Annotated in this window: 28 protein-coding genes and 2 tRNA genes; 17 read left to right on the forward strand and 13 right to left on the reverse strand. The window is 63.6% G+C overall.

Annotated elements, in window-relative coordinates; translation table 11 throughout:
- Positions 1–3: 3 nt before the first annotated feature.
- From JQK88_RS09365 to JQK88_RS09390, 6 genes are all read left to right on the forward strand, one after another.
- The gene (locus JQK88_RS09365) at positions 4–1,170 is read left to right on the forward strand and encodes a M20 aminoacylase family protein (protein WP_203278136.1); all 1,167 of its coding nucleotides are present in this window, start codon (positions 4–6) and stop codon (positions 1,168–1,170) included.
- A 109-nt stretch (positions 1,171–1,279) separates the two neighbouring features.
- Complete coding sequence (locus tag JQK88_RS09370; protein ID WP_192248524.1) at positions 1,280–2,083, forward strand: agmatinase family protein; 804 nt, start codon at positions 1,280–1,282, stop codon at positions 2,081–2,083.
- Positions 2,084–2,146: 63 nt separating this feature from the next.
- Entirely contained in the window at positions 2,147–2,920 is a 774-nt protein-coding gene (gene dapB / locus JQK88_RS09375) for a 4-hydroxy-tetrahydrodipicolinate reductase (RefSeq protein WP_203278137.1), read from the forward strand.
- 374 nt (positions 2,921–3,294) lie between these two features.
- On the forward strand, positions 3,295–3,549 hold the full coding sequence (locus tag JQK88_RS09380; RefSeq protein WP_203278138.1) for a DUF680 domain-containing protein: 255 nt from the start codon (positions 3,295–3,297) through the stop codon (positions 3,547–3,549).
- A 56-nt stretch (positions 3,550–3,605) separates the two neighbouring features.
- On the forward strand, positions 3,606–3,830 hold the full coding sequence (locus JQK88_RS09385; RefSeq protein WP_203278139.1) for a DUF680 domain-containing protein: 225 nt from the start codon (positions 3,606–3,608) through the stop codon (positions 3,828–3,830).
- 192 nt (positions 3,831–4,022) lie between these two features.
- Positions 4,023–4,268 (forward strand): DUF680 domain-containing protein, encoded by a 246-nt coding sequence (locus JQK88_RS09390; RefSeq protein ID WP_203278140.1) that lies wholly within the window; start codon positions 4,023–4,025, stop codon positions 4,266–4,268.
- Between the two features lie 51 nt (positions 4,269–4,319).
- Here JQK88_RS09390 and JQK88_RS09395 read toward each other — a convergent pair whose 3' ends face one another.
- The 3 genes from JQK88_RS09395 to purM are packed head-to-tail and all read right to left on the reverse strand — an operon-like array spanning position 4,320 to position 6,647.
- Entirely contained in the window at positions 4,320–4,835 is a 516-nt protein-coding gene (locus JQK88_RS09395) for a SixA phosphatase family protein (RefSeq protein WP_192248538.1), read from the reverse strand.
- Positions 4,836–4,863: 28 nt separating this feature from the next.
- The gene (gene purN / locus JQK88_RS09400; protein WP_203278141.1) at positions 4,864–5,571 is read right to left on the reverse strand and encodes a phosphoribosylglycinamide formyltransferase; all 708 of its coding nucleotides are present in this window, start codon (positions 5,569–5,571) and stop codon (positions 4,864–4,866) included.
- On the reverse strand, positions 5,568–6,647 hold the full coding sequence (gene purM, locus JQK88_RS09405) for a phosphoribosylformylglycinamidine cyclo-ligase (RefSeq protein ID WP_192248544.1): 1,080 nt from the start codon (positions 6,645–6,647) through the stop codon (positions 5,568–5,570). The genes purN and purM overlap by 4 nt, the downstream gene beginning before the upstream one ends.
- A gap of 178 nt (positions 6,648–6,825) precedes the next feature.
- Between purM and JQK88_RS09410 the strand changes: the two genes are divergently transcribed.
- The 3 genes from JQK88_RS09410 to hdaA are packed head-to-tail and all read left to right on the forward strand — an operon-like array spanning position 6,826 to position 9,267.
- Complete coding sequence (locus tag JQK88_RS09410) at positions 6,826–7,383, forward strand: CDP-alcohol phosphatidyltransferase family protein (protein ID WP_192248547.1); 558 nt, start codon at positions 6,826–6,828, stop codon at positions 7,381–7,383.
- Positions 7,355–8,560: an AI-2E family transporter gene (locus tag JQK88_RS09415; protein ID WP_203278142.1), complete on the forward strand. Its 1,206-nt coding sequence runs from the start codon at positions 7,355–7,357 to the stop codon at positions 8,558–8,560. The genes JQK88_RS09410 and JQK88_RS09415 overlap by 29 nt, the downstream gene beginning before the upstream one ends.
- Before the next feature lie 2 nt (positions 8,561–8,562).
- Positions 8,563–9,267 carry a DnaA regulatory inactivator HdaA gene (gene hdaA / locus JQK88_RS09420; protein ID WP_203278143.1) on the forward strand — a complete coding sequence of 235 codons (705 nt, stop codon included), beginning with the start codon at positions 8,563–8,565 and terminating at the stop codon, positions 9,265–9,267.
- Between the two features lie 214 nt (positions 9,268–9,481).
- Here hdaA and JQK88_RS09425 read toward each other — a convergent pair whose 3' ends face one another.
- Positions 9,482–9,742, reverse strand: coding sequence for a hypothetical protein (locus JQK88_RS09425; RefSeq protein ID WP_192248553.1), 261 nt, complete (start codon positions 9,740–9,742; stop codon positions 9,482–9,484).
- An 80-nt stretch (positions 9,743–9,822) separates the two neighbouring features.
- On the reverse strand, positions 9,823–10,002 hold the full coding sequence (locus JQK88_RS09430) for a zinc-binding dehydrogenase (RefSeq protein WP_210388261.1): 180 nt from the start codon (positions 10,000–10,002) through the stop codon (positions 9,823–9,825).
- A gap of 50 nt (positions 10,003–10,052) precedes the next feature.
- Here JQK88_RS09430 and JQK88_RS09435 point away from each other — a divergent pair, with 50 nt between their 5' ends.
- On the forward strand, positions 10,053–10,217 hold the full coding sequence (locus JQK88_RS09435; protein ID WP_203278144.1) for a hypothetical protein: 165 nt from the start codon (positions 10,053–10,055) through the stop codon (positions 10,215–10,217).
- 53 nt (positions 10,218–10,270) lie between these two features.
- Here the strand turns inward: JQK88_RS09435 and JQK88_RS09440 are convergent, their stop codons facing one another.
- The 3 genes from JQK88_RS09440 to JQK88_RS09450 form a co-directional block, all read right to left on the reverse strand.
- On the reverse strand, positions 10,271–10,579 hold the full coding sequence (locus JQK88_RS09440; protein ID WP_203278145.1) for a hypothetical protein: 309 nt from the start codon (positions 10,577–10,579) through the stop codon (positions 10,271–10,273).
- Positions 10,580–10,754: 175 nt separating this feature from the next.
- A tRNA-Pro gene (locus JQK88_RS09445) sits at positions 10,755–10,831 on the reverse strand.
- Positions 10,832–10,882: 51 nt separating this feature from the next.
- Positions 10,883–12,067 (reverse strand): flavin-containing monooxygenase, encoded by a 1,185-nt coding sequence (locus tag JQK88_RS09450; protein WP_203278146.1) that lies wholly within the window; start codon positions 12,065–12,067, stop codon positions 10,883–10,885.
- 173 nt (positions 12,068–12,240) lie between these two features.
- Here JQK88_RS09450 and JQK88_RS09455 point away from each other — a divergent pair, with 173 nt between their 5' ends.
- The 6 genes from JQK88_RS09455 (at position 12,241) to JQK88_RS09480 (ending at position 16,665) form a co-directional block, all read left to right on the forward strand.
- On the forward strand, positions 12,241–12,546 hold the full coding sequence (locus JQK88_RS09455) for an ETC complex I subunit (RefSeq protein ID WP_112560867.1): 306 nt from the start codon (positions 12,241–12,243) through the stop codon (positions 12,544–12,546).
- Positions 12,547–12,618: 72 nt separating this feature from the next.
- Positions 12,619–12,695 (forward strand) — tRNA-Arg (locus JQK88_RS09460).
- Between the two features lie 362 nt (positions 12,696–13,057).
- A complete protein-coding gene (locus JQK88_RS09465; RefSeq protein WP_203278147.1) occupies positions 13,058–13,417 on the forward strand; it encodes an ArsR/SmtB family transcription factor in 360 nt (119 codons plus the stop codon).
- Positions 13,418–13,695: 278 nt separating this feature from the next.
- The gene (locus JQK88_RS09470) at positions 13,696–15,135 is read left to right on the forward strand and encodes an FAD-binding oxidoreductase (protein ID WP_203278148.1); all 1,440 of its coding nucleotides are present in this window, start codon (positions 13,696–13,698) and stop codon (positions 15,133–15,135) included.
- Between the two features lie 274 nt (positions 15,136–15,409).
- Complete coding sequence (locus JQK88_RS09475) at positions 15,410–15,745, forward strand: hypothetical protein (RefSeq protein ID WP_192248571.1); 336 nt, start codon at positions 15,410–15,412, stop codon at positions 15,743–15,745.
- Positions 15,745–16,665, forward strand: coding sequence for an alpha/beta fold hydrolase (locus JQK88_RS09480; RefSeq protein ID WP_203278149.1), 921 nt, complete (start codon positions 15,745–15,747; stop codon positions 16,663–16,665). The genes JQK88_RS09475 and JQK88_RS09480 overlap by 1 nt, the downstream gene beginning before the upstream one ends.
- A 4-nt stretch (positions 16,666–16,669) precedes the next feature.
- Here JQK88_RS09480 and JQK88_RS09485 read toward each other — a convergent pair whose 3' ends face one another.
- From JQK88_RS09485 to JQK88_RS09505, 5 genes are all read right to left on the reverse strand, one after another.
- Positions 16,670–17,473: an ABC transporter permease gene (locus tag JQK88_RS09485; protein ID WP_192248577.1), complete on the reverse strand. Its 804-nt coding sequence runs from the start codon at positions 17,471–17,473 to the stop codon at positions 16,670–16,672.
- Positions 17,473–18,306: an ABC transporter permease gene (locus tag JQK88_RS09490; RefSeq protein WP_192248581.1), complete on the reverse strand. Its 834-nt coding sequence runs from the start codon at positions 18,304–18,306 to the stop codon at positions 17,473–17,475. The genes JQK88_RS09485 and JQK88_RS09490 overlap by 1 nt, the downstream gene beginning before the upstream one ends.
- A 22-nt stretch (positions 18,307–18,328) precedes the next feature.
- Positions 18,329–19,444, reverse strand: a complete 1,116-nt coding sequence (locus JQK88_RS09495; RefSeq protein WP_203278150.1) for an ABC transporter substrate-binding protein — start codon at positions 19,442–19,444, stop codon at positions 18,329–18,331.
- 84 nt (positions 19,445–19,528) lie between these two features.
- Positions 19,529–20,620: an ABC transporter ATP-binding protein gene (locus JQK88_RS09500; protein WP_192248587.1), complete on the reverse strand. Its 1,092-nt coding sequence runs from the start codon at positions 20,618–20,620 to the stop codon at positions 19,529–19,531.
- A gap of 256 nt (positions 20,621–20,876) precedes the next feature.
- Entirely contained in the window at positions 20,877–21,761 is an 885-nt protein-coding gene (locus JQK88_RS09505; protein ID WP_192248590.1) for a LysR substrate-binding domain-containing protein, read from the reverse strand.
- Between the two features lie 83 nt (positions 21,762–21,844).
- Here JQK88_RS09505 and JQK88_RS09510 point away from each other — a divergent pair, with 83 nt between their 5' ends.
- Positions 21,845–23,437, forward strand: a complete 1,593-nt coding sequence (locus JQK88_RS09510; protein ID WP_203278151.1) for a zinc-binding metallopeptidase family protein — start codon at positions 21,845–21,847, stop codon at positions 23,435–23,437.
- The last annotated feature ends 30 nt before the right edge of the window (positions 23,438–23,467 follow it).

Consider the following 23,467-nt stretch of genomic DNA (forward strand, 5'->3'; position numbering starts at 1 on the left):
AAAATGGCTGAACTCGATCGTGATGCGCTGAGACAGGAGATGACGGGCTGGCGGCGCGATCTGCATGCGCATCCTGAATTCGGCTTTCAGGAAAAGCGCACCGCTGCCTTCGTCGCCGCCAAGCTGCGTGAATTCGGCCTGGACGATGTCACCGAGGGTGTCGGCGGCACCGGTGTGGTCGGCACATTGAAGCGCGGCAGCGGCAACCGGGCGATTGCGCTGCGGGCCGACATGGACGCGCTGCGCATCACCGAGCAGTCGACGGCCGCCTATCGCTCGCAAAACCCCGGCTTCATGCATGCTTGCGGCCATGACGGCCACACCACCATGCTGCTCGGCGCGGCAAAACTGCTGGCTACCGAGGGCGGGTTCGATGGCACTGTGCGCTTCATCTTTCAGCCGGCCGAGGAGTGGGGCAAGGGCGCGCTGGCGATGCTCGACGACGGCCTGATGCAGCGCTTCCCCTTCGACGAGATCTTCGGCCTGCACAACATGCCTGGCCTGCCCATCGGGCATTTCGAAACCTGCGCCGGCCCGATCATGTCGGCCGAGGACAATTTCGAGATCATGCTTAAGGGCATCGGCGGCCATGCCGCGCGGCCGCATTCGAGCAATGAAGCCCTGGTTGCCGCCTGCGCGCTGGTCACCAATCTGCAGACCATCGTCTCGCGCCGGCTGAGCCCGGCCGACATATCGGTGGTTTCGGTGACCGAACTGATCACCGATGGCACGCGCAATGCATTGCCCGGCCTTGCCCGCATCCTGGGTGACGCCCGCAGTTTTCGGCCGGAGGTCAGCGCCGAGATCGAGCGGCAGATGCGCATCATCGCCGAGGGTACGGCCGCCGCCTACAATGTATCCGCCGAGGTCACCTACACCAGGGAGTTCGTGCCGCTGCAAAATGATGCTGAACTCGTGGACGAAGCCTTTGCCGCCGCAAAACGCGTGCTCGCTGACGTTGGCGTCGCGGCGGAGCCGATGACCGGTTCGGAGGATTTCGCCCGCTTCCTCGACCACGTACCCGGCTGTTTCGTTTTCCTTGGCAATGGCGAGGCGTCAGTGCCGCTGCACAATTCCAGTTACGACTTCAACGATGACGGGCTGTTGCACGGCACAAATTTCCACGCCGCGATCGTCAGGCAAAGACTGGGCGGCGAGGCCGGCAAATGACGACGGCTTGATTGCCGGTTCGCCTTCGCGGCTGGCCCAAGCGGCTGCGCTGGTCCCAGCCAGCTCCCGGGTTTAGGTCACAAGGCCTGTAGCCGGAGATCGTACGCCAATGGCCAGGGTTTCGCTTCTGGGAATACCGCATGACGAGAACTCGTCCTATCTCAAAGGCGCGGCCGCAGCGCCGGCCCTGATCCGGCGCGAGCTCAAAAGCGACGCCCATAGCTCGTGGAGCGAAACCGGCTTCGATGTGGCGGACAGTTTTCTCGACCATGGCGACATCGATTTTTCAGGCGTTGGCGACCCGTGGGAGCGGATCGAGGCCGAGGCCGGCCGCGCGCTCGATGCCGGCCATCCGCTGATCAGCCTCGGCGGCGACCACGCGATCGCATGGCCGCTGCTGCGCGCCGTGCGCCGCCGCCACCCCAGCCTGACGATCGTCCAGATCGACGCCCATCCCGACATCTACGATGCCTATCAGGGCAACAAACGCTCGCACACCTCGTCCTTCGCTCGCATCCTGGAGGAGGGGCTGGCCGACCGGTTGATCCAGATCGGCTTGCGCACGCTCAACGACGAGCTTCGTGACCAGCTCACACACTTCGGCGTCGAGGTGATCGAGGCGCGCCATTTTAGCGAGGATCTGCGGCTCGACCTCAAGACGCCGGTCTATCTCTCGGTCGATCTCGACGGCCTTGATCCGGCCTGTGCGCCCGGTGTGTCGCACCGCGAACCCGGTGGTCTTACAACCCGGCAAGTGATCGGCCTGATCCAGCGGATCGACCAGCCGATCGGCGCGGCCGATGTCGTCGAGTACAATGCGAGCCAGGACGTCTCCAACCTGACAGCGCTCGTCGCCGCCAAGCTGGTCAAGGAGATCGCCGGCATGATGATCAAGACGCGTGGCGGCTGTTGAATCAATCTGGCAAGGCGGCATGGTAGACAATTGTTCGGACTCGCATTTCCAACGAAAGCCGCCATGCCGCATCCATTGAAGATAGCCATAGCTGGCGCGCTCGGCCGTATGGGCAGGCAGATGGCACTGGCCGTCGAGGCCGATCCCAGGCTGGCGCTCGTCGCGCGATTCCACCGGCCTGGCAGCGCCGGCGGGGGCCTGGTCGAACGCGACGAGGCGCTGGCGATTGCCGATGTCGTCATCGACTTCACCACCCCGGCAGCCTCCGTCGAGCTGGCAAAGGCCTGCGCGGCCCGCGGCGGCCCGGCACTCGTCATCGGCTCGACCGGATTCAATGCCTCTGAACTTGCAGCCATCGCCGAGGCGGCGAAGTCTATCGCGATCATGCGCTCGGGCAGCTACTCGCTCGGCCTCAACATGCTGGCCGGGCTGGTCGAGCAGGCGGCGCGGGCGCTTGGCCCCGACGCCGACATCGAAATCCTCGAAGCGCATCACCGCTTCAAGGTCGATGCGCCGTCTGGCACGGCGCTGATGCTGGGCGAGGCGGCGGCGCGAGGGCGCTGCGTGATCCTCGACGATGTGGCGAGACGCGCTCGCGATGGCGTCACCGGTCCGCGCCCTGCCGACGAGATCGGCTTTGCCGTGCTGCGCGGCGGCAGCATCGTCGGCGAGCACAGTGCGAGTTTCCTCAGCCAAGGTGAGACGCTCACGCTTTCGCACTCAGCCGGCGACCGTTCGATGTTCGCGCGCGGCGCCATTGTAGCGGCACTTTGGGTGATGGAACGCCCGCCCGGCGAATACAACATGCGCGACGTGCTGGGTTTTACCGCCTTTTGAGATGCAGTGGTAACGGCAGCGAAGGGCGGTTGCGATGGTCCTTGAGCCGCCCAATCATTCGAGATACTAAGGAAGCCGAACCGTTCGGTTCGATTCACATTGACGCACTGTATCGTGATCGATGCACGTCGACTCAACGAGTCGGCCGCGCATTATAGCAAGTGCTATAATTTAACTATTTGATATCACCGTAGAAAATTGCCACCGCCGCGTCATTCGGTGGATTTCAAGATCGAACTGAACGGTTCGGTTCACACATTTTAGTGATTGGAAATGGCAGCAAGACAGACCCATCTCGGGGTGGTCCGAGCGACGCGAATTCCTCCCAAGGCACGCCACTAGACGGACAGGACCAGATATCTGGAGTACTTAAAATGACCAAGATCGCTCTTACCGCTGCTGCTCTCCTCGTTGCCACCGGCACCGCTTTCGCAGGTAGCGACCACTATGGCTCTGACGGTGTCAACCAGCCTGCTGTGACCGCTCCGGCCGGCAATATTGACCACAGCTATGGCAATATCGACCACAGCTATACGGCCTCGATCAGCAAGCCCGTCAGCCTCGGCGGCTTCACGATCAAGGGCGACTCTAACCAGCCGCAATCCGGCCAGGGCATCTGGGGCCGCTAAGCCGGCTCCATCCGAATCGATCAGACCGTCAATCTCAGATCAGGAGCATTTAAAAAATGACCAAGATCGCTCTTACCGCCGCCGCCATTCTCGTCGCCACGGGTTCCGCTTTCGCGGGCAGCGACCACTATGGCTCGAACAATGCCAGCCAGCCGGTTGCCAGCCAGTCGACCTCCGTCGACCACATGTTCACCGGCTCGATCCTGAAGTCCGAAAAGGCACAGGCTGACGCCAATGCCAAGGTTCCCGGTGAATCCGGCCAGGGGATCTGGGGCCGTTAATTTCCAGCGAGATCTACGACCACAAAGAGCGGTGGGCTTGGCCCGCCGCTCTTGTTTTTTTGTGCAGCCGGCTGGTTCCGCGAGGTAATCCGTTTCGCCCGGGAATAAAACCCGACCGTTCCGGGTCTTGTTGACAGCGGACCATCCTCCCAAGGCGCCCGCGCAATGAAACGACAGACAAGGAACACTGAAATGACCAGGATTGCATTCGTCGCAGCCGCGATGCTCGTCGCTGCCATGGGCAGCGCCTCTGCCGGCAGCGATCACTATGGCGCCGACAACGCTAACCAGCCGACCGCCGGCGTCGACCGCGGCTTCACCGCCTCGATCCGCAAGCACAGGATGACCAAGCCTGCGGCTAACGTCGATACGTCGACAACGGGATCGGCAGGATCGAAAGCCTCGCCGGATCCTGGCCAGGGCATCTGGGGCAATTGATCATTTGCACCAAAAGCGGCGGGCTGACCCCGTCGCCTTTTTTGGGCAGCGTCAGTTCAAATCCTTCGGCCTGATGCAATGCGTCAGCCGGGCTGTGCCGAAGGCGAGGTCCGCCCAGTTATCGTCGACGACAAAGCGGGCAAGGGCGCCAGTCGGGAATTTCTCTTCAAGCTTCCTGCGAGCCCCGGCATCCGATCGCGGACCGGCAAGCCTGCGCGCAAAATCCTCCAGGCCGGGATTATGGCCAAGCACCAGGAGACAGCCGGCCGATGCGATTGCCTGTTGCACCTCGGCCAGAATGTCGCCGGCTGTGGCGTAGAAGAGCCTCTCGGTAAACTCCACCGGCACTCTCGCCGGCAGTTCTGCCGAGACCAGCCGCCATGTCTCGCGCGTGCGCAGTGCCGGTGACACCAGCGCCAAGTCAGGCAGCCAGTCGCGCCTGGCCAGTTCGCGCCCCATCATCGGCGCTGCCTTCAGTCCGCGCGGGGCAAGCGGCCGGTCGAAATCGGCAAGCGCCGGATCGTCCCAGCTCGACTTGGCGTGGCGCAGCAGAAGCAGCTGTTTCATAGGTTCGGCTCGTTGTGGGTCTAGGCCCTCAAGGCGTGATCCGCGCCAGATGCTCGAGATCGCGCTCTTCGCGCAACGGGTCAGGCGCCATCACAACCGAAGTTGCATTGTCGGCGTCGTCGGCGAAATGGGCGAGAACCGTGCGGCCGCCTTCCATGCGCGCCTTGCCGTCGGCGACGAGGCCGAGCGCCAGCGCGTAGAGCCGGTGTTCGGCCTTCAGCACGCGCGCGGCCAGCGTGTCCTCATTGTCGCCGACCATCACCGGCACCGCGGCTTGCGCTATGATCGGGCCGTCATCCATCTCGGGCGTGACGAAATGCACCGTGCAGCCATGGATGCGCATGCCGGCCCGCAGCGCGCGCGCATGCGTGTCGAGCCCCTTGAAGGCCGGTAGCAGGGCAGGGTGGATGTTGAGCATGCGCCCTTGCCACTTCTCGACCAGGCCGCGGGAAAGGATGCGCAAATAGCCGGCCAGCGCCACGATCTCGGCGTTGAACGCAACCAGTGCGGCGTCGATCGCCGCATCATGGGCTTCCTTGCTGGCATGGTCGGAGCGCACGATGACCTTGGTCGGGATGCCGCCCGCGGCTGCGATGCCGAGGCCGGCGGCGTTCACCCGGTCGGAAATGACGCCGACGATTTCGGCGGGATAGGCCGGATCGCTCGCCGCCGCGATCAGCGCCGTCATGTTGGAGCCGCGTCCCGAGATCAAGACAACCGTGCGTTTCCTGCTCATAGGCCGATCGAGCCCCGATAAATGACGCCGGCGTCGCGGCGCGGTACGATGCGGCCGATCGGCGTCACCGTCTCGCCGGCCTCCTGCAGAACGGCGGCGACCTGCGCTGCCTGGCCGGAGGCGACGACGAGGATCATGCCGATGCCGCAATTGAAGGTGCGCATCATCTCTTCCGGCGCGACGCCGCCGGTTTTCGCAAGCCAGGAAAAGACCGGCGGCACATCGATGGCATTGAGGTCGAGCTCGGCGGAGAAATCCTTCGGCAGCACGCGCGGGATGTTTTCGGGAAAGCCGCCGCCGGTGATATGGGCCAGCGCCTTGATGCCATGGGTGTTGCGGATCGCCTTCAGGATCGACTTCACATAGATGCGCGTCGGTTCCAGCAGCGCCTCGGCCAGCGTCGCCTCATCGTTGAACGGCGCCGGATCGCTCCAGGCAAGCCCACTGACGCCGACGATGCGGCGCACCAACGAAAAGCCATTCGAATGCAGGCCTGAGGAAGCCAGACCCAGGAGCACGTCACCCTCGACAATATCGTCGGTCGGCAGCAACTGGCCGCGTTCAGCCGCGCCCACGGCAAAGCCGGCAAGGTCGTAATCGTTGCCGTGATACATGCCGGGCATTTCGGCCGTCTCGCCGCCGATCAGCGCGCAACCGGCCTGCCGGCAGCCTATTGCGATACCGCCGACGATCGCCGCCCCCTGGTCGGGGTCGAGCTTGCCGGTGGCGAAATAGTCGAGGAAGAACAGCGGCTCCGCCCCTTGTACGACAATGTCGTTGACGCACATGGCGACGAGGTCGATGCCGATCGTGTCATGCTTGCCGGCATCGATGGCGATCTTCAGCTTGGTTCCGACGCCGTCATTGGCAGCAACCAACACCGGGTCCGTGAAGCCTGCGGCCTTCAGGTCGAACAGGCCGCCAAAGCCGCCGATCTCGCCATCGGCGCCCGGCCGGCGCGTCGCGCGCACCAGCGGCTTGATCTTCTCGACCATGAGGTTGCCGGCATCGATGTCGACACCCGCCTCGGCATAGGTGAGCCCGTTCTTGCGCTTGGCCCGGTCGCCCTTGCTCATCGTCGGCGCATCCCTGTTTCCCTTGCGGGCTCTTCGCATGAATGGTTTCGGGGGGCAAGGAGGGTGACAGCCAATCTCCCCCCTTGTGGGGGAGATCAGCTGCTTCGGCGCCTCGCGACTTGCGCCCGCCCGCCATCTCCCTCATCTATCTCCCAACAAGCAAAGCGGGACATGCCTTTTGACGATTCCCAACCTGATCACCATCATGCGCTTCGTGCTGGTCCCGGCCGTGGTGCTGGCGATGCTGAATATGCGGTGGGACTGGGCCTTTGCCGGCTTTCTCGTTGCCGGAATTTCCGATGGCGTCGACGGCTTCATCGCCCGCCGCTTCAACCAGCATTCGAAACTCGGCGCCTATCTCGATCCGATGGCCGACAAGGTGCTCCTGGTGTCGGTGTTCGTGGTCATGGGATTCATTGGCGAACTGCCGCTGTGGCTGGTCGTCACCATGGTTTCACGCGATGCGCTGATCATCTGCGCCGTGCTGTTGTCCACCGTCATGGCGCATCCGGTCGAGATGAAACCGCTCTACGTGTCGAAGGCCAACACCGCCGCCCAGATCGTGCTGGCGGCCGTGGTGCTGGGCGAACTGGCGCTTGGCCTCCACCTCGACCCGCTCAGGCCCGCTCTCATATTGCTGTCCGGGGTCTTGACCGTGGCTTCGGCCGCGGCCTATCTCGTGGCTTGGCTGAGGCATATGAGCGGCTATGGCGAAGGCTCCACCCCGGACACCTGATCGAGAATCCATCGAAGTTGCGGCCGAGGCAGCGGCCGCCGGCGAAGCTGCGTCCCTGGCGTTCCGCCGCCAGATCTTTTTCTGGCTGGGCACGGCCGTCTTCCTGGCGCTGTTCCTCTACATCTTCTCCGGCATCCTCTTACCCTTCGTCGCCGGCATGGTGCTGGCCTATTTCCTCGATCCGGTCGCCGACCGGCTGCAGCGCCTCGGGCTCTCCCGGCTGATGGCGACGGTGGTAATCCTCATTACCTTCATCGTCTTGCTGGTGCTGGCCTTCGTCATCCTGGTTCCGGTGCTGGCGACGCAGATGGCCGACTTCGCCGGCAAGCTGCCGGAATATCTGACCCGGCTGCAGTCGTTGATCACCAGCTTCGACCCGAAATGGCTGGAGCAGAAATTCGGCGTCAACGCCAATGGCCTGCGCGATGGTCTGAATTCGCTGCTCACGTCAGGCTTCGGCCTGCTGAGCACCGTTTTTACCTCGATCTGGAGTTCCGGCGTGGCGCTGGTTGCGGTGGTCAGCCTGTTCGTGGTCACCCCGGTCGTTGCCTTCTACATGCTGCTCGACTGGGACCGCATGGTGGCGGTGGTCGACAGCTGGGTGCCGCGCGATTATGTCGGGACGGTCAGGACGATTTCCAGGGACATCAACACCGCGACCGCCGGCTTCGTGCGTGGCCAGGGCACGCTGTGCCTGGTGCTTGGCGGCATGTACGCCACCGGCCTGACGCTGACCGGGTTGAATTTCGGCATCCTCATCGGCTTGTTCGCCGGGCTGATCTCCTTCATCCCCTATGTCGGCTCGCTGACCGGCCTGGTGCTGGCCGTCGGCGTCGCCTTCGTCCAGTTCTGGCCGGACTGGACCATGGTGGCGTTGGTCGCCGGCGTGTTCTTCATCGGCCAGTTCATCGAAGGCAACATCCTGCAGCCCAGGCTGGTCGGCAAAAGCGTCGGCCTGCATCCGGTGTGGCTGATGTTCGCGCTGTTCGCTTTCGGCGCCCTGTTCGGCTTCGTTGGGCTGCTGATTGCGGTGCCGGCCTCGGCCGCGGTTGCCGTGCTGGTGCGCTTTGCCATTGCCCGCTATCTCGAATCGCCGCTCTACAAGGGGCACGCCACTGAGCCCGTCCCGCCGCTCCCCGCCGATCGTGGCGGGGGCCACCGCTCGCCACGCAGCTGAACGTGGCTGATCAAAAAACCGAACCGCCACGCCAGCTGCCGCTCGATCTCGGCCACGGCACCGGTTATTCGCGCGACGAGTTGGTGGTGTCGGCCACCAACCGCGAGGCGGTGGCCCTTGTCGACCGCTGGCCGGACTGGCCCTCGCCGGTGATCGTGCTGGCCGGCCCGGCCGGTTCCGGCAAGACACATCTGGGGTCGATCTGGCTGGCGCGGGCCAACGCTGTGGTGGTCGATGCCCAGCGCATCGGCAATGCCATCGCCGGGCTCGGCGGCAGGCCGGCGCTGATCGACGATGTCGACAAGACAGCTATCGACGAGGCGGGCCTGTTCCATCTCATCAATGAAGTGCGCGGCGCCGGGTCCACCTTGTTGTTGACGGCGCGGCGCTTTCCTGCCGCCTGGGGGGTGACGCTGCCCGATCTCACCTCGCGCCTGAAGGCGGCGGCGACCGTTGAAATCCACGAACCGGACGACCTGCTTCTGGCCGGCGTCATTACCAAACTGTTCGCCGACCGCCAGGTCGAGGTCGAACAGCATGTCGTGCAATATCTCGTGCGCCGCATCGAGCGCTCGCTGGCCACCGCCATGCGGGTGGTCGAACGGCTGGATCGCACCGCGCTCGAACGCAAGACGCCGATTACAAGGGCACTCGCCGCCGAGATCGTCAGTGCGATGGACGAAGGGCAGGGCGAGTTCGAAATTTAGGCAGTGGAAGGAGAAGACTCCGCTCCTGTCCCATTTCGAGAAAACCTCTGGCATCCATCTTGCAGCACTACGCCTGCCGGCTGACCCCGGTCCTGATCGCGTTCCTCATCGGGTTGTAGGCTCGCCGGGAGTGATGATTGGGGTTCTCGCCCGGCGAGCTTACCTTCAAGCAGAATGGTCGCCAGAGTGCCCAGTAAAAGTTCGCGCGCTCCTGTCACGCCCACAACGGGGCCAGATACCGGACCAGAAGGTAGACCGCTATATGCGCCGCCACGTAACAGGCGGCGACGACGCCAAAGAATGCCAGGCTGGTTGGCCATGAGCGGGGAGCACGCTGCCTCTTGCTCGGCCGGTTGTTCCAGATCCACAGGGCAGCACAGATAATGGCCCAGACGACCACGAACGGAATCGCGATGCCGATATAGGCGAAGTAGGCAGGGCCTATCAGCGACAGCCATGCCTCGAGACCAAGCATCCGGAATCTCCCCTTTTGCCAAGTTCTAGACCGACGGCAGCGATGGAAGCGAGGGGATTATCCGAGCGGGGCACCTTGCGTCAGATCTTCAGCACCACCCGGCCGAACGGGCGCTCCTCGATGAGATACCGCAAGCCTTCGGCGGCATCCTCCAGTGCAAAGACCTTCGCCACGACCGGCTTGACCTTGCCCGATACAAGCAGGTCCGAAATGACTGACTTGACGGCAAGTCTGGCCGACGCGCTTTCGGTGAGCAGCAAAAATCCCTTGATGCCAGTGCGGCGTTCAAAATCTTACGCCGATGCCGTCCATGACGGCGCCATTGCCTTCGCTGATACGATTGAACTCCTCTGCCCAAATGCGGATGCTCGACGGCTTCAATGGGCAGGATCGCGTTCTCGGGAAATGGCAAGCGGACGATCAACGGCGCACCAGCCTTGGCGAAGGTGGTGCGGCCCTCATTGCCGGCGCCTAGGTCAGCCTGGCGCTCCGGCCGGCAACCGACCGGAGCGTGTCTGCGACAACGGATCAACCGCAGACCCTGACCTGCTCGATGACCCTGTGGTGATGGCGCCAGTGCTTGATCACCTCGATATGGCAGCGGTGATGACGGTGGTGGCGGCGCCATTGACCGTCATTGCCCTGATTGTCGCTATATTCATCGTCGTCGTAGACTCTTTGGCGTTCGTGATAACGGCGAATTTGTATTTGATCATTGTCGGGTGAATATTGATCGCCGTCATCCGACTGGATGATCACGCTGGCGGCTTGCGCCGGTGCAATCAAAACTGCCATTCCGGCAAAAGCGATCATGGAAGCGATTATCAGGGTTTTCATTATATCTCTCCTTGGGTCGAATAATACTCAACTCGCGGGAGAGGTTCGCGTTCCAATCCAAATTGCAGGGTAACCCGATGCAGGCCTGCGGGGTGCGAACGCGCACCGCCATGCGCCGGCGGCGAAGCCGCCGTTGGCGACCTTTGACCACAAACAAACTTTGCAGGGAGAAAAATGGTCGGAGTGGAGAGATTCGAACTCCCGACCCTCTGGTCCCAAACCAGATGCGCTACCAGGCTGCGCTACACTCCGAGGCCCTGCGGCGTATAAGGTTCCGGGCCCTGCCGCGCAACCCCTAAAACGTCAAACCGGACTCGGCGGTTTGCGCTCCCGCGCAATCCTGGCAGCGATCGCCTTGGCCTGGATGCGGGCGTTGGCGAAGCAGCCGCGGATGCTCGGCCGCATGCCGGTGAACCACAGGCCAGGCAATTTCGGGTCGCTGTCGGCGCCGTTGAACAGCGGCACGCCCTTTTTGTCGAGCACGCCGAGCTTGCCCAACATGGCCTCGAGACCGGTGCGGTAGCCGGTCGCGGCGATGACGATATCGGGCTGGATCGTCACGCCATTGTCGAAAATGACCGCGTCGCGGGTGAATTCCCGCACCGTCGGCACGACGATGATCCTGCCGTCCTTGATGGCGTCGACGGCGCCGTCATCGGCGGCGATGGCGGTATAATCCGACGCCAGCCGGCTTGCCCCGCCCGAGGGCGTCGGCGGCAGGCCGAAGGCGGCGAGGTCACCGAAGACCAGCCGCTGCGTCGCTGCCATCACTGCATCGGCAAGCTTGAACGGCAGCCGCGCCAGAATCGGCGAAAAGCGGTGGACAGCGATCTGGCCGATGCGCTTGGGCAGCAGCGCCGGGCCGTTTCGCGCTGATAGCCAGATCTGCGCCGTATCCACCCGCGCCAGATGGTTGAGCGCGTCGAAACCGGAATTGCCGGCGCCGACGACCAGTATCTTTCGGCCGGCATAGTCATTGGCGTCGCCGAACTCGGCCGAATGGATGACGCGCCCGGCAAAGGCCTTCATACCTTTCCAGGCCGGAATGACGGGCTGCCGGTCGCGCCCGGTGGCGATGATGACATGGCGCGCCAGTCGCGGCCCGGCGCTTGTCTGCACAAGCCAGTGGTCACCGTCGAGGGCGATCTCATCGACCGAGACGCCGAACTCGACCGGCAGCCGGTGCATGGTGCGGAATTCGTTGAGATGGCGGATGATTGCGCTTCGGTGCGGAAAGGCAGGGGTGCCGGCGGGAAACGCGACGCCCGGAAGTGCCGAGAGATCGCGATGCGTGTTGAGGTGAAGCTGTGGGTGGCGCCGGTGCCATGGCTCGGCCAGCCGGGCCTCCTTTTCCAACACCCTCACTTGTACGCCGGCCTTGAGCAGCGCATGGGCTGCGGTCAGCCCGGCCCCGCCGGCGCCGATGACGATCACGCCGTTGAAAATCGCTTGCTGGCCGGCCTCGGCGTGCAAAATCCCTGCGTCCATGCCTCTATATGTCGCCATCATGACCATGACTTTTGATGCCACGCTAGTGTATCGGGCCTATGCCGCTTCCGAAGCGGCGCGGTTGCAAGCCGCTTCGGCCTTGCCGTCGGCAGTGTTGCACAGTATTGACTGAAATAAGGCGGCGCTACCGCCAACGCAGCCACGAGGTGCCCATGTCCGCGCGTATTTTCAGCCCAGCCAAAACCGCGATGCAGTCCGGCAAGGCCAAGACCGGCCATTGGGTGCTGGAATTCGATCCCGCCCAGCGTAAGAAGATCGACCCACTGATGGGCTACACCACATCGGGCGACATGCTGAGCCAGATCCGGCTCACCTTCGACACCAGGGAAGAGGCGGTGGCTTATGCCGAAAAGCAGGGGCTGACCTTCCGCGTCGAGGAGCCGAAGGAGACCAAGCGCCGGCAGATTTCCTATGCGGAAAATTTCCGCTATGACCGCAGGATACCCTGGACGCATTGACCGGCATCGCCGGGCAGCGTCCGGCACATAGACATCAGCCGGCCGAGATATCAAATGGCTTGTCCGGCCAGCGGTCCCGTAGCTCAGCTGGATAGAGCACCGGCCTTCTAAGCCGATGGTCACAGGTTCGAATCCTGTCGGGATCGCCAATAATTCAACGGTTTAGCTCAGGCGCTGCTCCAAAGTTCCAACATCTCACCTGTTTCCGCGGGGCGCGAAGTGGACGTCAACATCATCTCTGCGTGCTGCCTGAAAGCAGGTCGCCGGCAGATATCGTTATGGTCTTGTAGAAAGAGCGCGGCGCTGATAGTCTTTGGTCTGACATTGGCTAGGACTTTGGTCTGATGATTCTGACTGGAGTCTTGGTTTATGCCGACTGGAACTTGGCGCTGGTTTTCGCCGCATAGGTCGCCTCGGTGGGCGAAATGCGACGAAATCATCGTAACGGTGTATCCAAAGGTCGCGTTTGGCACGGCGCCGGATGAGCGCGAAAGTAAGAGATCTGGAATCGATGATTTCGAGAACACTTGCCGCCAATGCAGAAACTGTCGCCGCCTTTCTCAACTTGATGGGAAATGAGAAGCGGCTTTTGATCATGAACCACCTGGCCGGCGGCGAACTTTCGGTCGGTGTTCTTGCCGAGAAAGTTCTGCTGAGCCAATCGGCCCTGTCGCAGCATCTTGCCAAGCTCCGCGCCTTCGGCCTTGTCGACACCCGTCGCGACGGCCAGATGGTCTACTATTTCTGCTCGTCCGGTGCGGCGCGCGAACTGCTTTCCATGCTGGATGGCTTCCTGGCGACCGAAAGACCGCTCACGGGGCCGGGCCCGCATTACGTCGCCGAAAGGCTGCGCCGGGCGCGAGCAGCCTGAGGGCATCGGCCTGGATTGGTTGACCCTTATGGCCGGACTTCATTGTCGCTAACGCGACGTCGATGTCGGCACCATCCCGGCGCTGATCGCCAGTATTTTCGACGTTTCTGCGCCTCTCCAGCGTTGGGCCGTCCATGCCGGCCAGACCGCACGTCGTTGGGTGCCAACATGGGCGCAGCACCGGTCCGTGCAAAACTTGCGCGAGTTCTAATATAAGCGCACAGTTCGAAGCGTTGGGGGAGAACGGCTCACAAACAAAAAATCGGGAGGAAACAACCATGAACAGCATGAGCCTCACCACGCTTGAACGCGGCAAGACGACCGTCGACGCTGCGGTCGTTGAAGCGCTTTCGGCACAATTGCGCGGCACACTGCTTCAGGCGGGCGACACCGCCTACGACGAAGCGCGCACCGTCTGGAATGCCACGGTCGACCGGCGCCCCGGTCTCATTGTGTGTTGCGTCGGCGCCTCCGACGTCATCAGTGCCGTGAATTTCGCCCGGGAAAACAGGCTTCTCGTCTCCGTGCGCGGCGGCGGCCACAACATTGCTGGCAGTGCCGTCTGCGATGGCGGCCTGATGATCGATCTATCGGCGATGAAATCGGTGCGGGTCGATGTCGCGGCGCGGCGGGCATGGGTCGGGCCCGGCGCCACGCTCGTCGATGTCGACCGGGAAACACAGGCTTTTGGCCTGGTGGTGCCGACGGGTATCAACTCGACCACCGGCATATCAGGCCTGACGCTGGGCGGCGGCTTCGGCTGGATCACCCGCAAATTCGGCCTGACCATCGACAATCTTGTTTCAGCCGATGTGGTCACCGCCGATGGCAAGTTGCTGCGCGCCAGCCAGAAGGACAATCCGGACCTGTTCTGGGCGCTGCGTGGCGGCGGCGGTAATTTCGGTGTCGTCACGGCGTTCGAGTTCCAACTCCACCAGATGGGTCCGCAGGTTCTGTCGGGGCTCGTCGTCCATCCCTTCGCCGATGCCGAAAAGGTGCTGCGGGACTATCGCAAGGCGCTCGAAACCGCGCCCGACGAACTGACCTGCTGGGTGGTCATGCGGCAGGCGCCGCCGCTACCGTTCCTGCCGACCGAATGGCATGGCAAGGAGGTGCTGGTTTTGGCCATGTGCTATTGCGGCGACATCCAGGCGGGCGAAAAGGCGACGCAGAAGCTTCGCGCCATCGGCACACCGATTGCCGATGTCGTCGGCCCCAACCCGTTCACCGGCTGGCAGCAGGCCTTCGACCCGCTGCTGGCGCCCGGCGCCCGCAACTATTGGAAGAGCCATGACCTGACCGGGCTTTCGGACGGCGCGATTGGTGCCACCACTGCGGCGATTACCACGCTTCCCGGCCCCGAATGTGAAATTTTCTTCGGTCATGTCGGTGGCGTGGCGGGCCGGGTGGCGGCAGATGAAACGGCGTTTCCGCAGCGCAACTCGCATTTCGTCATGAATGTCCACGCCCGCTGGCGCGAACCGGCAATGGACAAGGCCTGTATCGATTGGGCTCGTGGTATCTACGAGGCGACCAAGCCCTATGCCGCCGGCACGGCTTACGTGAACTTCATGCCGGAGGACGAAGTCGACCGGGTCGAAGCGGCCTATGGCGGCAACTATCGCCGGCTTCTGGAAATCAAGCAGCGCTACGACCCGCTGAATCTGTTCCGCATGAACCAGATTCTGCGGCCGAAAGAAAGCCAGCGCGCTGCTTGAGATGGCAGCGCGTGATCCCCAACCGGAGATCCGTGCGGGCGAATATCGGAATCGACTTTGCTGCATTGACCTTCAGTTCGGAGCGGGTTGAGGCCTGGTTGTCGCCTATGGCGCCGGCCTGGACGGCCGGCCTCAAAGCCCGGGTCTCAATACCCCTGAGGCAAGCTGATTGTCACAAGTCCGAATCCTGTCGGGATCGCCTTTCCTGCGGCCCTTTTGTCAGGAGCTTCAGCTGACCGCTGGAACGTGGCTCGCGCTCACGTGTTTATGGGAGATGGCACCGACCACTCCGACAATCGCCCGCATCTGGCGCGGCAAGACTCTGCCCGACAGAGCAGACGCCTACGAGCGCTACAATTACGAGGTCGGCATCAAGCCGCTGATCGAGAAAGCGCTCGGCGTGCAGACCTTTCGCGAGGACGCGCCGACGCATTCGGAATTCGTCACGATCTCCTATTGGGGAAGCGTCGAGGCGATGGCGGCCTTCACCGGCGGCGATCCGAGGGATATCCACCATCTCGACCGCGACAAGGAGTTCCTGATCGAATTGCCGAAGGGTGTCCAGGTTCTTCGCATCCGCTCCAGTCATGGCATGGTCGGCGACGACTGATGTTTTCGGGCTTTGGGGCCAGAACCGTTCAAGTGGAGGAGACATCGATCTTCGTCAGGGTCGCTGGCTCAGGGCCGCCTTTGCTGCTTCTGCACGGCTTTCCCGAAACGCATGTGATGTGGCGCGACATTGCCGTGGCTTTGGCACAGCACTTCAGCGTGGTCGTCGCCGATCTCAGGGGCTACGGCCAAAGCGGTTGTCCGGGTTCCGATGCTGATCACACTGCCTACTCCAAGCGCGCGATGGCGCACGACATGGTGCAGGTCATGAACGCGCTGGGCTTCGACCGCTTCATGCTTGCCGGCCATGATCGTGGCGGCCGCGTCGCCTATCGGCTGGCGCTCGACCATCCCGAGACCGTTTCGAAACTCGCCGTCCTCGACATCATTCCGACGGCCGCCGCCTGGGATCGCGCCGATGCCAGGCTGGCGCTTGCCTTCTGGCCATGGAGCCTGCTTGCCCAGCCCGAGCCGCTGCCGGAGCGTCTGCTGGCCGCAGCCCCGGATGCTGTCGTCGACAATGCGATCGCCGGCTGGGGCTCGGCGCCCGATGCTTTCCCCGCCGAAGTGAGAGAGGCTTACATCGAGGCGTTGCGCGATCCCGCCCATGTGCACGCCATTTGCGAGGAATACCGCGCCGCCTCCGGTATAGACCGCGAGCACGACGCGCAGGATCAGGCTGACGGCCGTCGTATCAAATGTCCTATGCTTGCGCTGTGGAGCGGCGAGGGCGGCCTGGAAAACTGGTATGCGGACGAGGGCGGCCCGCTGGCGATCTGGCGGCAATGGGCCGACCGCATCGAAGGCGGCCCGGTCAAGGGCGGGCATTTCTTCCCGGAGGAGCATCCTGGCGAGACGGCGGCTGCGCTCTCGAAATTCTTTGCGGTGGAAACTCAGGTCGGCAATGAGGCGCCCGGTTGAACCATCAGTTCCCGCGCGCCTTCACCACCACACTCCGCAGCGCCAGCACCAGCACGGTAATGATGATCAGGATCACCGAAAGGGCTGCGATCGCCGGGTCGATGTTGTCGCGCAGGCCCATCCACATCAGCCTGGGCAGCGTGATGGCGTTGACCGAGGTGATGAACAAAGTGACGCCGATTTCTTCCCAGGACAGTACGAAGGAGAGCAGGGCAGCGGTGACGATGCCGAACTTGATGTTGGGCATGATGATGCGCGTGGCGCGCTCCCACACGCTGGCGCCGAGGCCACGCGCGGCGAGGTCGATGCGGCGATCGAGCTGGCTGAGCGAGACCAGAATCAGCACCGTGGCGAAGGGCACTGTCATCACCGAATGCGCCATGGCGACGCCGAGCCAGGTGTCGTAGCCGAAGAACGAGCTCATGCCCGAGATCGAGGTCAGCAGGAAGTAGAGCGTGATCGCCGACACCACCGGCGGCACCACCATCGGCAACAGCACGAAGCCAACGAGCGCTGCGGTAAAGCGCGGCTGGAACATCCAGACGCCAAGGCTGAAGCAGAGCGCCAGCACGGTGGAGATGACGCTGCTGACGATGCCGATGCGGATCGACAGCAGGATGGCGTCGAGCCAGCGCGGATCCTCGATCAGCGAGCGGTAGTGGCGCAGCGAGAGTTCTCCCGTCGGCATTGCCAGCATGCGGCTTGGCGTGAGCGACACCGGAATGACCGCGAGCAGCGGCAGCAGCAGGAACAGCGCCACCAGCACGGCCAGGATCAGCGAGACGGGACCGGGGCGATAGGTCGGCATCAGATCAGCTGCTTCGGTCTGACATAGCGGAACAAGAGCGCCATCAGCGCGCCGACGAACAGCACCAGCACGACGCTGATTGCCGCGCCCAGCCCCCAGTCGGGGCTCTGGAAGATCCTGAGATAGATCAGTTCGGCGATCATCACGCTGCGGCCGCCGCCGAGGATCGCCGGCGTGACGAAGAAGCCGAGCGAGAAGACGAAGACGATCATCGCCGAACCGATGATGCCCGAGCGCGTCATCGGCACGAACACGGTCCAGAAGGTGCGCATGCGGCTGGAGCCGAGCCCGCGCGCCGCCAGAAGCACGCGCTCGTCGAGGCTGCGCATGGCCGACGCCAGCGGAAACACCGCGAAAGGAATGAGGAAATGCGTCATGCCGACGATGACGCCGAATTCGTTGCGCACCAGCGCCAGCGGTTCGGAGATGAAGCCGATCGATTGCAGCCAGGTGTTGATCAGGCCGCGGTTGGAGAGCAGCGCCACCCAGCCGAAGGCGCGCGTCAGCACCGAGATCCAGAAGGGGACGAGAATGCAGAATTCAGCGACTATGCGCTGCGCCGGGCTGCCGCGCACCCACACCATGGTGATGGCATAAGCTGCCGCCACCGAAACCACGGTGACGATCAGCGCAATGCGCAGCGTGCGGATGAACACCGACTGCACCAGCGCGTCGGTGGCGAGCGCGCTATACTGGCCGAGGCCAGGCGTCGGCAGCGTGACGCTCCATTTGACGACGCCGAGGAACGGCCAAGCGTACGCCAGCACAAGAAACAGGAGCAGCGGCGCCATCAACAGCGCCGCGCCCATCCTGTCGGAGAGGGTGCCTCTCACCTGAGGGTCACACCCGGCTTGGTCAGGCCGAGATGATCTTAGTGTACTCGTCGAGCGCCGGCCCGTAGTTCTTGGCGTACCAGTCCATGTCGAGCGCGATCTGCTTCTTCATGTTTTCGGGATCGACCGGGTTGATACGCTTCTTGTCGGCGGGGATCAGCGCATCTGCGGCCGGATTGGCCGGACCTTGTCCGAGCTTGTCGAACATCACCAGCTGCTTTTGCGGGTCCTGGGCGCTGGCGATGAATTTCATCGCCGCGTCCTTGCCGCCGGGGTTGCCCTTGAGCACGGCGAGCGCGCCGGGCGAGATCAGGCCCTGGTCCCAGATGAACTTGATCTTGCCGCCCGAGTCCTGCTCGATCAGCGAGGCGCGCGTCGACCAGACGATGGCCATCGAGGCTTCGCCGTTGAGCAGCACGCTCTGGCTCTCGGCGCCGCCGCCCCAATAGGCCACGACGTTTTCCTTGAAGGCGGCGATCTTGTTATGCGCGCGCTTCAAATCGAGCGGATAGAGCGAGGCCGGCGCGATGCCGTCGGCAAGCAGTGCGGCTTCCCAGCTCGACACGCCCCATTTGTAGAGCGAGCGCTTGCCCGGGAATTTCTTCACGTCGAAGAAATCGGCCATGCCGGTCGGCGCGTCCTTGCCGTATTTCTCGGAATCATAGGCGATGACATAGGAGAAGAAATAGGTCGATGCCGCGTATTCCCAGCCGAAGCCCTCACGCATCTTCTTCTTGTCGACGATGGTGTAATCGATCGGCTCGAGCGCGCCCTGGGCGCCGAGCGTGATGGCCGAGAACGGGTCGACGTCGACGAGGTCCCAGGTCGGGGCGCCGCTCTTGAACTGTGCGGCAATCGCGCCTTCGGTCGGACCCGAGCCGTCCATCTTGACGGTGATGCCGGTCTCCTTGGTGAAGGCCTGGCCATAGGCGGCATCGTAAGCCGTGATGGCATCGCCGCCCCAGTTCACCAGCACCAGCTCCTTAGCCGCGGCAAAGGCACCGGTCGAGCGCAACAGCATCGGCGTGCCGGCCAGTACAAGAGCGGCAAGCTGCGTGAATTGCCGGCGCGAAATCTCGCCGCGCGCTGCCCTGGCGGACAGGCCGTCCATGGCTTGTTTCTTGGTTTCGTTTGTCATGTCAGTTCCCCTTTTTTCGTTGATAGTTCCGGTGGTTGTGGCGCGCTCCAGATTCTTTGCTGGAAGACTTCGCCGGTTTGGTCGTCATCCTCCGTCCGGAAGGAGGAAACCTTTTTCCGCCGGCCAGGTCAGCCAGACGGAATTGCCTTTGCTCAGCGCGGCGGCCGCGACCTCGTTCGGCACCGACACCGTCACCTTGGCGCCCTGGCGCGTCGTCAGGTCGAGCTTGGTCGCCGCACCGAGATAGGTCGAGCCGACGGCGGTGGCAGCAATGCCGTTTTCACCGGCGGCTGCTTCGCGCGCGATCGACATATGCTCGGGGCGGATCGCAAGGATGGCGTTGCCGTTGACCGCCTCAGCATTGCCGCGCAGCGTGATCGCGCGGTCCTCGCAAAGTGCTGTGGCGCCATCGTCGGCGCGCTTCACACCCTTCAGCGGCAGCATGTTGATTTCGCCCAGGAACTCGGCGACGAAGCGGTTGGCGGGACGGTCATAGACCTCGTCCGGCGCGCCGACCTGCAGCAATTTGCCGTGGTTGAAGATGGCGACACGCGACGACAGCGCCAGCGCTTCGCTCTGGTCGTGGGTGACGAAGACGAAAGTGGTGCCGGTCTCCTGGTGCAGCCGCTTCATCTCGGCCTGCATCTGGCCGCGCAGGCTCTTGTCCAGCGCCGAGAAAGGCTCGTCGAGAAGCAGCACGCCTGGCTCGAACACCAAAGCGCGGGCCAGCGCCACACGCTGCTGCTGGCCGCCGGAAAGCTGAGCCGGCAGTTTCGTCTCATGGCCCTTTAGTCCGACGCGCTCGATCATCTCGGCGACGCGGCGCTTGATCTCGGCTGTCGATTTCTTGCGCACCTTGAGCGGGAAGGCGATGTTGGCTTCCACTGACATATGCGGAAACAGCGCATAGCCTTGGAACACCATGCCGGCGGCGCGCTGCTCGGCCGGCCGCTCGGTGATGTCGACGCCGTCGCTGAAAAGCTTGCCCTCGGTCGGCTGCACGAAGCCGGCCAGGATCATCAGGAAAGTGGTCTTGCCGGAGCCGGAGGGACCGAGCAGGGTCAAAAACTCTCCGCGGCCGATGTTGAGCGACAGATTGTCCAGTGCACGGAACGAGCCGAAGCTCTTGCCGATCCCGATTGCCTTGATCTCTGCGGCCCGGCCGGGTTGCTGCATCCTGCCTCTTCCTTGGTCGTGGCTTGAGCGTAGGGCAGGGCGGCGGCTCACCGCAACCGAATAGTTTTCGCCTGATCGGCAAATTTGATTCACGGATGGCGCCAAATCTCCCCCCTTGAGGGGGAGATGGCCGCGAAGCGGCCAGAGGGGGTCGGTTCGACTGGGCTCTACATCGTGCCGCAGATGGAGGTTGGCGCTTCACGCGCGGCGACCCCCTCTGTCGCTTTCGGCGACGTTTCCCCCTCAAGGGGGGAGATCAGCTAATCTCCGACAGCTTCGACCGCAGCCACCCCGCAAACGCCTCCAGCACCGGGTGGCTGGCCTTGGCATGCTCCGAAACCAAAAAATAAGAGCGCGGCGAGGGGATCGCGATGTCGAACGGCTTCACCAGCCGGCCTTCGCTGAGCGCCCGGCGGCTGGTCAGCTCGTCGCCCATGGCGATGCCCTGGCCAGCGATTGCGGCCGAAAAAACGAGGTTCATGTCCGAGAAGAAAATGCCGCCTTCAGTGTCGGGGTTTTCCACCTTGGACAGCGCCAGCCAGCGCGCCCAGTCCTCGGTGTCGCCGAGATGCAGGAGGTTGGCGCGCAGCACGTCGGCCGGTTTGGAAAAGCCGCCGACCTTGTTGAGCAAGGTCGGGCTGCAGAGCGGCGTGAACGAGATTTCGCACAGCAACTCCACCGCCCGGTTCGGCCAGTTGCCGACGCCGAAGGCGATGAAGGCGTCGGCGTCGGGATTGCTGACATCGTCCAGCCGCCTTGGTGTCAGGATCGACAGCGCCACATCCGGATACATCTGCCGGAATTCGCCAATATGGGTGCATAAAAACAGCGAGGCGAAGCCCGGCGTGCAGGAGACGGCGAACGAGCCGCCGACGCCGGTGCCGGCCTGGCGTGTCACCGCGTCGCCAAGCACGGTCAGCGCCTTGCGCACGTCAGCGGCATAGCGCTGGCCGCGTGGCGTCAGCGCGACGCCCTTGCCGATGCGCTCAAGCAGGTCGAAGCCGAGGTCGCGTTCGAGCAGCCGCAACTGATGGCTGACCGCGCTGCGGGTCAAGTGCAGTTCGTCGGCGGCGCGCCAGACGCTGCCGTGGCGGGCAAAGCTATCAAGGGCGCGCAGCGCCTGTGTGGAGGGTATTCGCAAGAGGCCTCAGGTGAACCGAATTTGCACGAACCGGGAAAACATATCACTTTTTGGAAAGCCGCTTCACTGCTTTCTTGGGCTGCATGGAGAAACCGGTGACGATCTCGGCGCAAGCCACCGCGCTTGCCTGTCTCGATGGCATCCAGCCGTCGCTGTCGGCGTGGACGCGCACCATTTTCGATTTCGGCGAGACCGCCTGGCGCGAGTACCAGTCGGCAGCCTGGTATGTCGCGCGTCTGAGGCATGAGGGGTTTTCGGTCGAGGAAGGCTCCGGCGGCATGCCGACCGCCTTTTGCGCTCATTGGACGAATGGTCCGGGGCCGACCATCGGCATGTACGCCGAATATGACGCGGTGCCCGGCAACTGCCAGGACGCAGCCACGGTGAAGCGGCCGCGCCCGGGCCTGGGCAGCGAGGCCGGCGGCCATACCGATCCGCATTCCGGGCTTGGCATTGCCAGCCTCGGCGGGCTTCTGGCCACCAAGGCGGCAATGCAGCGCCACGGCATCGAAGGCACGCTGCGCTTTACCGGTGAGCCGGCCGAAAAGGTGAGGGGCTCAAAGCCGATCCATGCGGCCAAAGGTTATTATGATGGCCTTGCCGGGATGATCTCGTTCCACCCCTTCTACATGCTGCCGCTCTGCAACACGGCGCGCTGGGACACGCATTGCGGTGCCGCTTATGCGATGATCTACCGTTTCGTTTGCGACGAACCCGAAAACTGGGTGCGCGCGGGTGATGGCGCGCCGATCCCGCAGGCGCATTCGGCGGTGCGGGCGCCCGGCGCCAACGATGCGCTGATGACGATGTACATGGCCTCCAAGGCGCTGCGTGATTCCATGCTGCCGCACCAGGGCGGCTGGTCGATCAGCGAGGCGATCCTCACCGCAGGACAAGCGACGGCCGACAATCTGCCGGCGGGGCTCTCAGAGATCCAGTACATGATCCGCGTGCCGACCATTGCCATGGCCGAACAGGTTACCGCCGTGCTCGACCGCAACGCGCAAGCCGCCGCTACGATCAGCGGCTGCCGCTACGAGCGCCATTGGGTGTCGAAGTCGCGGCCGGGGCTCACCAATCACGCGATGGCCGGGATCGCCTATGAAGCGCTGTCCACGGTCGGCCCGCCGCACTGGGATGAGGCAGCGAAGACGGTCGCCCGCGAGGTGCAGGTCAATGCCGGCGGCACGGCGAGCGAAAACCCGTTCATCGACGAGATGGAGCGGCTGATCACGCCGCAAGCCGCCGAGGCCATCCTGCGCCGCGATTTGCCGCCCTCGCAGATCAACTCCACCTCCGACGATTACACCGACATGTCGTGGCACGCCCCGACGGCCCGCTTCTATATCGCCCGCCCGGCGCTGCGCTCGGCGGATGGCCACGCCTATCCGTCCTGGGCGATGAATGCGCTGGGTGGCATATCGGCCACCATCGATCCGATGGTCATTTGTGCCGCCAAGACGGTTGCGCTTGCAGCCCTCCGCTTGCTTGAAGACAAGACCGCGCGCGATGCGGCGATGGATGAATTTACCACCCGCACCGGCGGCGGCATCGGCGGCTCGAACTGGATCGCGCCGCTTTGCGACTACGACCCACCGATCAATTTCCGCTGGCCGGAATATGTCACCACCGCGCGCGGGCTCGACTGGTGGATTCCGTCCGCCGGCACCGCATGATCGACCACCGATATCACCAAGAGGAGAACC

The organism is Mesorhizobium caraganae, from assembly GCF_016836705.1.
In the GTDB taxonomy this organism is placed as follows: Bacteria; Pseudomonadota; Alphaproteobacteria; order Rhizobiales; family Rhizobiaceae; genus Mesorhizobium; species Mesorhizobium caraganae.